This is a genomic window from Franconibacter daqui (assembly GCF_014644275.1).
GTDB classification, from domain to species: domain Bacteria; phylum Pseudomonadota; class Gammaproteobacteria; order Enterobacterales; family Enterobacteriaceae; genus Franconibacter; species Franconibacter pulveris.
This window is the reverse complement of record NZ_BMKJ01000001.1, coordinates 613,177-625,313: the sequence shown is the minus strand read 5'-3', so window position 1 is coordinate 625,313 and position 12,137 is coordinate 613,177. Positions and strand designations below refer to the sequence as shown.

The window sequence follows — 12,137 nt, the reverse complement described above, 5'->3', positions numbered from 1 at the left end:
CCTGCGGCTATAAAAACAGCCTATTCCACCCGGGCGAGCCTTAACACCATCTCCCGAATCTCCGCCTCGCTCAGCGGTTTTCTGTCGACCACATAATGCAGCGTCATTCCCTCGATGAACGCGTCCAGTGCGCGCGCGGTGATGGGGTCGAACCAGACTTCGAGGATCTGCTGGCTGCGCTGCATCCACGCCTGCATGATGGCCTTTAGCGCCGGGCGGCGGTTGGCATAGGCGTAAAGCTGGTACATCAGCTCCATATTTTCCGGCGTGGTGATTTGCGCGCCGCAAATCACCTGCGTCAACGCCTCGCACGCTTCCTGCGGGCTGGCGGCCTTCGCCAGGTAAGCCTGGTAGGTTTGCGACATGTCGCGGGCGAAGCCGCTCAGCGCTTCCTCCAGCAGGGCGTCGATACCGGTGAAGTAGTAGGTCATTGAGCCGAGCGGCACTTCCGCCCGCTGGGCGATTTTGCGATGCGTAACGCCGCTGATGCCATATTCCGCAATGGCTTCAAGCGTGGCGCGTAAAATGCGCTCGCGGCGCGGCGGTTCCCCGATGGCGGATAAATTCATCACTTTCACTCGCTAAGTCGTCATGTACAAATGTACACTTCGTTGCTACTGTTGTCTTACCTTTTCTGTCGTCAGGGATGCTTATGTCGCCACTCTCAACTCGCCAGGCGCTGCGTCGCCGCACCTGGGCGCTGTTTATCTTCTTCTTTCTGCCTGGTCTTATCATGGCGTCATGGGCCACGCGTACTCCCGCCATCCGCGATGTGCTGGCCGTTTCCACAGCGGAGATGGGCGTGGTGCTGTTTGGCCTCTCCGTGGGCTCCATGAGCGGCATTCTCTGCTCGGCCTGGCTGGTAAAGCGGTTTGGCACGCGCAAGGTCATTCGCACCGCCATGCTGATGGGGGTGGCCGGCATTATTATCATGAGCAGCGCGCTCTGGTTCGGCGTCGCGCTGCTCTTCTCCTTAGGGCTGGCGGTGCTCGGCGGGGGGCTGGGCTCGGCAGAGGTGGCGCTGAACGTCGAAGGGGCGATTGTTGAGCGCGAGCTGGGTAAAACCGTGCTGCCGATGATGCATGGCTTTTTCAGCCTCGGCACGCTGGTGGGCGCAGGCATTGGCATGACGCTGACGGCGTTAAATTTTCGCGCCGACTTCCATATTCTGCTGGCGGGGCTTGTCACTATCGTGCCGGTTTTCATCGCGCTGCGCGCCATTCCTGAAGGGGTCGGCAAAGAGAGCGCCGAAGAGAAAAAACAAAACGCGATTAATCGCCGCCCCTTTTATAAAGACATCCAGCTGCTGCTGATTGGCGTGGTGGTGCTGGCGATGGCGTTTGCTGAAGGGTCGGCCAATGACTGGCTGCCGCTATTGATGGTGGACGGCCACGGCTTTAGCCCCACTTCCGGCTCGCTTATCTACGCAGGCTTTACGCTTGGCATGACGCTGGGCCGCTTTTTCGGCGGCTGGTTTATCGACCGCTACAGCCGAGTGGCGGTGGTTCGCGCCAGCGCCCTGATGGGCGGGCTTGGCATTGCGCTGATTATTTTTGTCGACAGCGCCTGGGTTGCGGGCGCATCGGTGATCTTGTGGGGGCTTGGCGCCTCGCTCGGCTTCCCGCTGACCATTTCGGCGGCAAGCGACACCGGTCCGGATGCGCCAACGCGCGTAAGCGTGGTTGCCACCACCGGCTATATCGCTTTCCTGGTGGGGCCACCGCTGCTCGGCTTCCTCGGCGAACACTATGGCCTGCGCAGCGCGATGCTGGTGGTGCTGAGCCTGATTGCCATCGCCTTCCTGGTTTCCCGGGCGGTGGCGAAACCCGAGCGCGCCGAATGGCAGGAAGAGGAAAACGCCGCGTGCCGCTAGCGGCAGCGCTATCCTTTCAGCAGCGCCAGAATGGTTTCTGGCGCTTGCCTGGCCTGCGCCATCAGCGCGCTGCCCGCCTGTTGCAGGATTTGCGCCCGGGTCATGTTGCTCATCTCCTGGGCGTAATCCGCATCTTCAATGCGGCTGCGCGCCGCTTCGGTCGCCACCTTCCCTTCCAGCACCGTGCTCTTCGCGCTGGCAAATGCATTAGTAAGGCTGCCGTAAGTGCCCCGGTAGCCGTTTACCTTCTCCAGCGCCGCGTCGAGTTTGCCCATCGCCTGGCTGGCGTTTTGCTGATTATCAAACCTCAGGTCGCTGATGCCGAGCGTGACAGTATCAGAAGGTGTGCCGGGAATCGTCTTGGTTTCAAGCGGTTGACCAAAATCGGCGCTGACCACAATTTGCGTCTCGCTGCTGGTGGGTCTGCTGTCCGGCGCCTGCGTAGGTGTCGGAAGTTGGCTCCATGTCATGCTGCCAGTAAAAGAACCGGTGCCCACCACCATTATAATCAGGTCTTCGGTCACGCTATCAATAGCGATTCGCTCTTTGTAATGACCCGGCGAGACGGTGCCATTGTTAGGCCAGCCGGTCGCTGGGGTTTCATACCGGTCTCCGTCGCCGCTGTAAGTAATATTCATCCCGTTCAGCGATGCGGTCACGCTGCCGTTAAGGTTATAAACCGCGCCGCCCTGGGTCAGGTGCGCATCGCTGTAAATCGCGCCGGCAGTAAAGCCGTTCTCTTCGGTAATGATTTTCATACTGGCATCGGCGGAATTATTTACGCCATTGCTTCGCCAGGTAAAATCGCGAGTGGCGCCATTCCCATTAATGGGCGTGCCTATCAAATGGCTACCATCACGGCTAAAAAGCTGCAAATCGTCATCCATCCAGCCGGAATCGATTTCGAGCACGATATCTTTCGCCCCGGCGGGGATATAAGCGAAAGGCACACGTCCCGAAGTAAAAACATAGCCTTGTCCTGCTACAGGCAGGCGTTGGTTAACAGTCGGAACTTCACCCAACTGTACCGGTGGCGGCGCTGGATGGCTTGCCGCCGCCAGCGGGTATTTACCGAACACCGTTGTACCGTATGCAATTTGGTCGATGGTTTCGCTTATCTTCTGAAATTCATTCTGAATACTGGCGCTGTCTTGCGGCGAGAGCGTGCCGTTTGCCGCCTGCACCGCCAGCGTTCTGGCGCGGATGAGCAAATTATTAATCTCATCCAGTCCGCCCTCCGCCGTTTGCATCAGGCTGACACCATCGTCGATATTGCGCGCCACTGCGCCGCTGGCGTTAATATTGGCGCTCATGCGGTTAGCGATAGCGAGACCTGCGGCGTCATCCCTGGCGCTATTAATGCGCATACCGGAAGCGAGCCGGGTGATAGCCTCACTCAGCGCCGACTCGCTGCTGCGCTGTTGTGTCGCCGTAAAAGGGGACATCAGGGAATAAAGGGTCGTCATGCTCTTTTAGAAAACACACTATAGTTGCCGTCATGGCTACTATCGGCCCGCCAGGGGCGACGCTTTAACGAAAAATTTGCATTAAGTGAAAACTTGTTAGTTAACCAGCGCTTATGAAATAGCGATCCGAAGGACAGGGAAGCCTGCCCAATCCGCCAAACCGTTAAGGAGTCTTTATGGGTGTAAAAATGATCGCCGTCGACATGGATGGCACCTTTCTCAGCGACGCCAAAACCTATCACCGCGAGCGCTTTCTTGCGCAATACGCCCGCATGAAGGAACAGGGGATCCGCTTTGTCGTCGCGAGCGGCAACCAGTATTACCAGCTCGCGTCGTTTTTCCCGGAGATAGCCGAAGAGATTGCTTTTGTAGCGGAAAACGGCGCCTGGGTGGTGTGCGAAGGCGAAGATCTGTTTAACGGCAAGCTCACCAAAGGGCAGTATGACCAGGTTATCGACCATCTGCTGACGCTGCCGAAGGTAGAAACTATCGCCTGCGGCAAGCGCAGCGGCTATACCCTAAAACATTATGACGACGCGTTTAAGCGTATGGCCGCCACCTATTATCACCGGCTGGAATTCGTCGACAGTTTTTATGGTCTGGACGACACCTTCTTTAAGTTCGCGCTTAACCTGCCGGATGACGATTTATTAAAAACCATGGACGCGCTGACGGTAGCGTTTGAAGGCATCGTAACGCCGGTTTCCAGCGGTCACGGCTCTATCGACCTGATTATCCCCGGCCTGCATAAAGCCAACGGCCTGCAAATGCTGCAAAAACGCTGGGGAATAAAAGACAGCGACGTGGTTGCTTTTGGCGACGGCGGCAATGATATCGAGATGCTGCGCCACGCGGGTTTTGGCTTCGCCATGGAAAACGCGCCGGAGAAAATCAAAGCGATAGCGCCCTACCGCGCGCCACATAATAACGAACAGGGCGTGCTAGAAATTATCGACAAGGTGCTGAATAACGAAGCGCCTTTCCAGTAACGCAAAGGCCCTCGCTGGAGGGCCTTTTTTATGGCGATTTATTGCGGCTGGAGCGAATTCCCGACCGTTTTGTCCTTCAGGAAAATGACCATCATCCCCAGCCACAGCAGGCCATTCAGCAGATTGAAAAGGCTGAACAGGCCATTGCCGCCCGCCAGATAGGCATGCTTGCTGACCTCGATGCCGACGGTGAAAATCAGCATCTGCAACATGCCCATCGCCGCGGAAACCGTGCCCTTACTGATGTCGCTGGCAAAAAGCGTCAGGCGCACCAGGCCTGCGTTGGCGAGGCCGATGCCGAAGGCGTAAACGCTAAGTCCCGCCGTCATCCACAGATAAGCGTGGGAGGAGAGCAGGGTCGCCAGCGCTGCTATCACCAGACCAAGAGTGATGGGCCAGCCGCCAAGAATAATCAGCGAACGCACGGTGCGTCGTGAAGTGAGTTTCGCCAGCACCAGATTGCCTGCGATCAGCGCGCCGAAAATCGGCACCTGCAACAGGCCGTATTCATAGCTGCTGAGCTGCTCGCCGCTGATGATGATAACCGGCGACTGGGCAATCCACGCCAGCAGCGGCAGGCTCACAAAGCCTGTCGCCAGCGCGCCCGCCACAAAGCGGGCGTTGTTCATCACGGCTTTATAATCTCGCCCGAGCTCCTTGAGCGAGAGCTTTTCGCCAAGGCGGGTGGCGGTTTCCGGCATGGCGCGCCACAGGCCGTAATAGGCGATGGCGGCAAGCACCGCGAAAAGCACGAACATCATCTCCCACGGCGCCATGTGCACCCAGGCGGCGCCCACCAGCGGGCCGAGCAGCGGGGCTATCAGCGCCACGTTCGCCATCAGCGCAGTGATTTTGATGCACACCGCCTCTTCAAACGACTCCTGAATCGCGGCGTAGCCGACCGCGCCGATAAAGCAGAGGCTGATGCCCTGTAAAAAGCGCAGCGCGGTGAACTGCTCAATACTTTGCGCAAGCAGCGTGGCAAGGCAGGTCACGATAAACCAGACCACGCCGGTGAGCATCACCGGGCGGCGGCCGATGCGGTCCGACAGCGGCCCCAGCAGCCATTGTAAGAACATCCCGCCCGCCAGATAGGCGGTCATGGATGTCGGCACCCACTCCATGCCAGCCTGGTATTGCTCCACTACGGCGAGCATACCCGGCTGGATCATGTCGTTGCCGATATACGTTGAAAATTCATACAACACCAGGCACAGCGGGAACAGCAGCGCCTGACGTCCAAGGCGCTTTTTCGTCATCGTTTTACTTTGCATTAGCGATCCATCCAGAGAAATCGCGCTGAGTGTAATGAAACGACCGCAGCAGTCATAGTGAATTGTGTGCGACGTTAGTCGATAACGCACAGCGTTACCGTCATTTAAGTTTATTTTAAGGTGCGCCGCGTATTCTTATGCCAGGCGCGGGTAACGGCTGTATGACAGAAATAAGACAATACCGCTTTACCCTTCGCCGGTCGGTTTCTAAGGTTATTCGCTTTACCGGCGGCCTGTTTTTGCGCCGCGTTTGCCGCCCTGCTTTGGGCCTCTTTTTTGGGTTGATAAGGAACCAAAACCGCGATGATGGAAGACCTCAACCACCAGCTCTTTCTGGCGATTAACGCCACTCCCGCCTCCCCCGCCCGGCTGCTTGCCCTGGCGACGTTTATCGCCCGGGAGCTGATTTACGGCGTGCCGCTGCTTTCAGCGGCGCTCTGGCTCTGGGGGCCTGGACAAAAGCTTAGCGCACAGCGCCAGCTGGTGGTAAAGATTGCGCTGGCGCTCGCCATCAGCGTCTTTCTCTCCTGGCTGATGGGCCATCTATTCCCGCACCCGCGTCCGTTTGCCGAAGGGGTCGGCCACCAGTTCCTGCACCATTCGCCGGATGACTCTTACCCAAGCAACCACGGCACCGTGAGCTTTACCTTTGCACTGGCGTTTCTCTGCTGGCACCGGGTGTGGTCAGGGCTGGTGCTGCTGGCGGTTGCTTGCGCTATCGCCTGGTCGCGCATCTATCTGGGCGTGCACTGGCCGCTGGATATGGTAGGCGGTTTGCTGCTCGGCATGCTCGCCTGCCTGGCGGCGCAAATGGTCTGGAACGGCTGCGGTGAGGCGCTCTATCGCCTGCTGCGCCAGCTTTACCGCCGCTGCTTCGCCCTGCCCATCCGCAAAGGCTGGGTGCGTGACTAACGCCTCTGCGACGGGTAAAATCGCCCGATTCACTGGCGAAGCGTGGTTCACGCCTCGCCAGTTTTGGTTAAGCAGAGGACGAAATGGAAACACGGCGCGACGAGCGGATAGGGCAACTGCTGCAGGCGTTAAAACGCAGCGATAAGCTTCACCTGAAAGAGGCGGCCACGCTGCTTGGCGTTTCAGAGATGACCATTCGCCGCGACCTGCAGCGCAACGACGCGCCTGTCGTGCTGCTTGGCGGTTATATCGTGCTGGAACCGCGCAGCGCAGCGGTCAGCCATTATCTGCTAAGCGATCAGAAAACCCGTCTGGTGGACGAAAAGCGTCGCGCCGGCCGCCGGGCGGCGGAGCTGGTCAGCCCGCATCAAACACTCTTTTTTGACTGCGGCACCACCACGCCCTGGATAATCGACGCGCTGGACAACGACCTGCCCTTCACCGGCGTCTGCTATTCGCTTAACACGTTTCTGGCGCTGCAGGAAAAACCCGCCTGCCGCGTGATTCTCTGCGGCGGCGAGTTCCATGCCAGCAACGCTATCTTCAAACCGCTTAATTTTCGCGAAACGCTGCGCAACATTTGCCCCGACATCGCCTTTTTCTCCGCCGCCGGTCTGCACCTGCACCACGGCGCCACCTGTTTTAATCTGGACGAACTGCCGGTAAAACAGTGGGCGCTGGAGATGGCGCAGCGGCACGTGCTGGTGGCGGACAGCAGTAAATTTGGCAAAGTAAGACCCGCCTGCATGGGGCCGCTGGAGGCCTTCGACACGCTGGTGACAGACGCGAAACCGGAAGCGAAATTTATCGACTGGGCGAGAGAATCTGGCGTGACGCTGCTCTGGTAAACGCCTCCCGCCAGACGGGAGGCGACATGCTTAAGAGAACCAGCTGCCGAACCACTTGTGGAATTGCATCAGCACGCGATCCCACAGGCGGCTTAAGAAGCCTCCCTCTTCCACCGCCTCCATCACCACCAGCGGACGCTGTTCAATGTTCTGGCCATTAAGCTGGAAGTCAATCGTGCCTACCACCTGGCCTTTTTTCAGCGGTGCGGTGAGCTGCGGCTGCGTGAGTTTCCAGGTCGCTTTCAGGTTTTTAAGCTGGCCTTTCGGAATGGTTATCGACCCCGCTTCGCCTGCGCCCAGTTTGGCTTCACTCTTGTCGCCAAACCAGACCCGCTGGCTGACGAACGTCGCATCAGGTTTGATGGGCGTTACGGTTTCATAGAAACGAAAACCCCAGGTCAGCAGCTTTTCCGACTCGCGAAAGCGAATGCCGTCGGTTTTGGTGCCCAGCACGACCGAAATCAGGCGCATATCGCCCTGCGTGGCCGAAGCCACCAGATTATAACCAGCTCCCGCCGTGGTGCCGGTTTTCATCCCATCCACGTTCAGATTGGTGCTCCAGAGCAGCCGGTTGCGGTTAGCCTGGCGGATATTATTGAACGTAAACTCTTTTTCTTTATGAATGGCATATTCATCCGGCACGTCGTGAATTAGCGCCTTGCCCAGCAAAGCCATATCGCGCGCAGTGCTGAATTGCCCTGGCGCATCTAACCCGTGTACGGTTTTGAAGGTGGTGTTCGTCAGTCCCAGCCGCTGCGCATAACCGTTCATCAGGCCGACGAACGCATCCTGGCTGCCCGCGACATAGTCGGCGATGGCAATGCTGGCGTCATTCCCGGACTGGATGATCACCCCTTTATTCAGCTCGGAAACCGGCACCTGGTCGCCTGGCTTTAAAAACATCAGCGACGAGCCGCGCAGCGCCGGATTGCCGGTCGCCCAGGCGTCTTTGCCGATGGTGACTTTATCATCAAGATGAATTTTGCCTGCCTTCAGCGCCTGGCCTACCACATAGCTGGTCATCAGCTTGGTCAGGCTTGCAGGGTCGAGCTTTTCATCGGCGTTGCCTTCCGCCAGCACCTTGCCGCTGGCGTAATCCATCAGGATCCAGGCCCTGGCTTCCATCGCCGGCGCGGCAGGCGCCTGCGTTTGCTCGGCCTTTACGGCAGGAACCAGAGCGAGTAACAGAACGGAGCCCGCCATCACAGCGCGCGCTAAAGGGGGGAGAGAGAAAGGGTTGGTAAGTGCCATCCGAGTATCCATTCCAGAAATCACGTCAAAATAAACGCATCGAGTGAAGTTGTGAGTAATAACGCACATTAGCTCGTAATGAAACAGTAAGCGGGTAAAGTTTTTTCAAGTGTAAGTGAGATCGGGTTGTTACTGACCGGTTTTTGCGAAGGTTGCGAAAAAGTGGGCTTTATCTCACCATAGGTATTTCCCACTCTGTGACCTACCCTCTTCATAAGGAGCGAACCATGATTACCGTCTGGGGCAGAGAAAACTCCACTAACGTCAAAAAAGTCCTCTGGTGTCTGGAAGAGCTGGAGCTGCCCTACAACCGTATCCCCGCCGGCATGCAGTATGGGATTAACCACGATCCCGATTATCTGGAAATGAACCCTAACGGCCTGGTGCCCTGCCTGCGCGATGATGAAACGGGGCTGGTGCTCTGGGAATCGAACGCCATCGTGCGTTATCTCGCCGCGCAGTACGGCCAGCGCCGTCTGTGGCTGGACAACCCGGTGGAACGCGCGCAAGGCGATAAATGGATGGACTGGGCGGCCACGATGCTGCCGCCGCCGCACCGTGGCCTGGTGTTTAGCCTTGTGCGCACGCCGCCGGAAAAGCGCGACCCGAAGCTGATTGAAGAGAGCACTCATAAGTGTGACGAACTGCTTGGCATTCTCGACGCGGAGCTGGCGAAAACGCCCTGGCTTTCGGGCGCAGCGTTCGGGCTCGGCGATATTTCACCCGCGCCCTATATCTACAATCTGAAAAACGTCGGCGTTGAGTTTACGCCGCGCCCGCACCTGGACCGCTGGTATCAGCAATTGAGCGAACGCCCGGCGTTTCGCAAAATTGTGATGATCCCGGTAAGCTGAGATCACGAAGCGGGGCTGATTTTCAGCAGTTGCCCGTCCGTTTCGTCCGTCAGCACATACACATAGCCATCTGGCCCAACGCGCACATCGCGAATGCGCGCGTTGCGCTCGCCCAGCAGGCGACCATCCTCCTTGACGTTATTGCCGTTCACGCTCATCTGAATCAGGTTTTTATCTTTCAGCGCGCCGATGAACAGCTTGTTTTGCCACTGCGGGAAAGTGCTGGCGTTGTAAAACGCCATGCCGCTGACGGCAGGCGAATCTTTCCAGTAGAAAATAGGTTGCTCCGTGCCAGGCGCGGTGCCGCCTTTTGCTTCAGGTATCGGCAGGCCGCTGTAGTTTATGCCCCAGGTGGCGATGGGCCAGCCGTAATTTTTACCCGCTTGCGGAATGTTAATTTCATCGCCGCCGCGCGGGCCGTGCTCGTTCAGCCAGAGCGCATGGCTCCAGGGGTTGAACGCCATCCCCTGCGGGTTGCGAATGCCGTAAGACCAAATCTCCGGGCGGGCGCCCGCTTTGCCAACGAACGGGTTATCCTGGGGCACTTTGCCCTCTTCGGTCAGGCGCACCAGTTTGCCCTGCAATTTGTCGAGCTCCTGCGCGGTAGGCCGCTGGTTGTTCTCCCCGAGCGCGATAAAAAGATAACCTTTGCCGTCAAACACCATGCGCCCGCCGAAGTGGTTGCCGACAGAGAGCTTCGGCTGCTGACGAAAGACCACGGTGAAATGTTCAAGCCGCTGCATATCATCGCTCAGGCGCCCATAACCGACCGCGGTGCCCGCTTTGCCATCCTCGCCAGCTTCGGCATAGCTCAGCCACACTTTGCGGCTTTGCGCGAAATCGGGCGCCAGTACCACGTCAAGCAGGCCGCCCTGCCCCTGCGCCCAGACTTTCGGCACGCCGGTAACAGGAGCGGAAAGGCCTTTACCTGGTTGCCAGCGCTTCAGCTCGCCGCCTTTCAGTGTTATCAACATGCCCTGTTCCTGCGGCAGGAAAGCCAGCGCCCAGGGATGTTCGAGCCGGTTTTGCAGCACCTCCACGTTAACTTCAGCGGCATGGAGCTGCGAAGCGCCAAGCAGCGCCGCAGCGGCGAGCCAGGTTCGGGGCGAGAGCAGCGGCATAGCAATCTCCTTTATCGGTTGTCCCGATAAGGGTAGCCAGCAGCGACAACGACGGGTTTACTTTTACAAAAACTTAAGCAGGACGGGGGAGTCGCCTCCCCCGGATTTCAGGCTTCAGCCGGTTTTCTGAGGTCGCTCAAAAGATGTGTGCAACGCTGTAGCGTGATAATGGCGCGTTCAAGCTTCTCGGCGTCGACGGTGATATAAAGCGGACAATCATGCTGCCCTGTCATCAAACATACCGCAGCGCCGGAAAGCGCATCCAGGCACTGGGTAAACGCGGCCAGCTCCGTGCTTTTTTGCGTCTGCTTCAGGAGCGCGTAATGACGACGGTATTCCTTACAGAGATCAAAAAGGTTATCCCTTAAGTAGTGACTTTCAGCGACCGACATATACCCTTTTGCTTTCCTCAGTTGTAGATAAGCCATGAGGTCAACTTTTGCGATGATCGTCTTTTTCAAGAGATCATGCCGGACTCTGTCAGAGATCATACATATTCCTCCCTGTGGCACATCGGTGGATCAAGGCAAGCATATGGTCACTTTTTGTGCGGAATTATGCGCTGGGTCAATATTTCGACACCTATTAACTTTCTTTACATTTCGATAACCTGACGGCAGAAACGCGGAGCGGCGTCATTTTTTGCTAAGCGAGACATAAGCCAGGCGGAATAAAAAGGGCAAGCGAACCGTTAATTTTGCGCTCCGTTTGAGGTTTTCAAAACGGGTTTCAGGAGGTGGCGATGCGCTTAAAAACGCGGCATGAACGAAAAAGCAAAACGGCACGCTAATGATGAAAAAAATGAACCCCGGGAAAAAGGTCATTTATTTTGGCTACTTTCAAACTTTACCAAAAATAAAGGCGCCGAAGATATAAAAGCAGGTCAGCAATAGCGTGGGCATTTCTGTTGAAAGAATATTCCCCTGCCTTATTAGTTTTACTCACTTACTTTCCGGCACGTTGACCTCGCGACAATAAGTTATTTAGCCAGTCAGACCGCAGCGTTTAAGACTACGACTTTTTCATGATTTTATCACTGGAGAACATCATGAAATGCAGAATTACATAAATACACATCTTTACTGAAGGCCCTGTACTACTGTGAAATTATCGAGCCGGAAAGGAGATATGCTATGTATCAAAAAATTTTATTATGTTCTGGTCTGGCTATACTGGGATGCCAGCATCATCCTCAGTCTGATAATACCCACACGATTGCCACGTTTAACGAGCAGCAAATGATTGACGTCAGCGGCGAGGCCTTCCTGCGTTTATACAATACCAAATCCATGGATGAAGGACGGGTGTCGCCCTTTATTAATCTGGAGGAATTATGTTCGCGATACGCTCCCGACCTTGCCCCATCAAAAAACAAAAACAGGTTTATCGACGCCATGCGCGAAGGCTTTTATTCCCGGTTTAAGCCGATGATGAAAACAGAATATGATAAAGAGGCGTATATGAATATGTCTGTAAGCTTCGTGAGCGTAGCTTTTGATATTTGCGAAAGCGCTTATCAGCGAAGCCGGGTGTGATAACCCCATATTGT

13 protein-coding genes are annotated in these 12,137 nt (G+C 56.7%); 7 read left to right on the top strand and 6 right to left on the bottom strand.

All coding sequences use genetic code 11. The features are described 5' to 3' along the window. Positions 1 to 20 precede the first annotated feature (20 nt). A complete protein-coding gene (locus IEX01_RS02990) occupies positions 21 to 569 on the bottom strand; it encodes a TetR/AcrR family transcriptional regulator (protein ID WP_024556028.1) in 549 nt (182 codons plus the stop codon). A gap of 83 nt (positions 570 to 652) precedes the next feature. Here IEX01_RS02990 and IEX01_RS02985 point away from each other — a divergent pair, with 83 nt between their 5' ends. Continuing rightward, positions 653 to 1,873, top strand: coding sequence for an MFS transporter (locus tag IEX01_RS02985; RefSeq protein ID WP_024556027.1), 1,221 nt, complete (start codon positions 653 to 655; stop codon positions 1,871 to 1,873). Between the two features lie 8 nt (positions 1,874 to 1,881). Here IEX01_RS02985 and IEX01_RS02980 read toward each other — a convergent pair whose 3' ends face one another. Then, entirely contained in the window at positions 1,882 to 3,339 is a 1,458-nt protein-coding gene (locus tag IEX01_RS02980; protein ID WP_188723245.1) for a flagellin N-terminal helical domain-containing protein, read from the bottom strand. 176 nt (positions 3,340 to 3,515) lie between these two features. Here IEX01_RS02980 and IEX01_RS02975 point away from each other — a divergent pair, with 176 nt between their 5' ends. Next, entirely contained in the window at positions 3,516 to 4,328 is an 813-nt protein-coding gene (locus IEX01_RS02975) for a Cof-type HAD-IIB family hydrolase (RefSeq protein ID WP_048888382.1), read from the top strand. 38 nt (positions 4,329 to 4,366) lie between these two features. Here the strand turns inward: IEX01_RS02975 and IEX01_RS02970 are convergent, their stop codons facing one another. After that, on the bottom strand, positions 4,367 to 5,602 hold the full coding sequence (locus IEX01_RS02970; protein ID WP_188723244.1) for an MFS transporter: 1,236 nt from the start codon (positions 5,600 to 5,602) through the stop codon (positions 4,367 to 4,369). A gap of 303 nt (positions 5,603 to 5,905) precedes the next feature. On the opposite strand from IEX01_RS02970, the gene ybjG reads away from it, so the two are divergent. Continuing rightward, on the top strand, positions 5,906 to 6,514 hold the full coding sequence (gene ybjG, locus IEX01_RS02965; RefSeq protein ID WP_188723243.1) for an undecaprenyl-diphosphate phosphatase: 609 nt from the start codon (positions 5,906 to 5,908) through the stop codon (positions 6,512 to 6,514). 83 nt (positions 6,515 to 6,597) lie between these two features. Next, positions 6,598 to 7,362 carry a DNA-binding transcriptional repressor DeoR gene (gene deoR / locus IEX01_RS02960; protein ID WP_024556022.1) on the top strand — a complete coding sequence of 255 codons (765 nt, stop codon included), beginning with the start codon at positions 6,598 to 6,600 and terminating at the stop codon, positions 7,360 to 7,362. Positions 7,363 to 7,392: 30 nt separating this feature from the next. On the opposite strand, the gene dacC is transcribed toward deoR, so the two are convergent. Continuing rightward, entirely contained in the window at positions 7,393 to 8,613 is a 1,221-nt protein-coding gene (gene dacC, locus IEX01_RS02955) for a serine-type D-Ala-D-Ala carboxypeptidase (RefSeq protein WP_373289632.1), read from the bottom strand. 227 nt (positions 8,614 to 8,840) lie between these two features. On the opposite strand from dacC, the gene IEX01_RS02950 reads away from it, so the two are divergent. Further along, on the top strand, positions 8,841 to 9,467 hold the full coding sequence (locus IEX01_RS02950; RefSeq protein WP_024559649.1) for a glutathione S-transferase family protein: 627 nt from the start codon (positions 8,841 to 8,843) through the stop codon (positions 9,465 to 9,467). Between the two features lie 2 nt (positions 9,468 to 9,469). Here the strand turns inward: IEX01_RS02950 and IEX01_RS02945 are convergent, their stop codons facing one another. Both IEX01_RS02945 and IEX01_RS02940 read right to left on the bottom strand, forming a co-directional pair. After that, positions 9,470 to 10,588, bottom strand: a complete 1,119-nt coding sequence (locus IEX01_RS02945) for a PQQ-dependent sugar dehydrogenase (RefSeq protein ID WP_048888381.1) — start codon at positions 10,586 to 10,588, stop codon at positions 9,470 to 9,472. Between the two features lie 107 nt (positions 10,589 to 10,695). Then, complete coding sequence (locus IEX01_RS02940) at positions 10,696 to 11,079, bottom strand: biofilm formation regulator BssR (RefSeq protein WP_024556018.1); 384 nt, start codon at positions 11,077 to 11,079, stop codon at positions 10,696 to 10,698. A gap of 270 nt (positions 11,080 to 11,349) precedes the next feature. Here IEX01_RS02940 and IEX01_RS21685 point away from each other — a divergent pair, with 270 nt between their 5' ends. Further along, positions 11,350 to 11,481 (top strand): hypothetical protein, encoded by a 132-nt coding sequence (locus IEX01_RS21685; protein WP_268237239.1) that lies wholly within the window; start codon positions 11,350 to 11,352, stop codon positions 11,479 to 11,481. Between the two features lie 240 nt (positions 11,482 to 11,721). Further along, the gene (locus tag IEX01_RS02935; RefSeq protein WP_024559647.1) at positions 11,722 to 12,123 is read left to right on the top strand and encodes a hypothetical protein; all 402 of its coding nucleotides are present in this window, start codon (positions 11,722 to 11,724) and stop codon (positions 12,121 to 12,123) included. Positions 12,124 to 12,137: the final 14 nt, after the last annotated feature.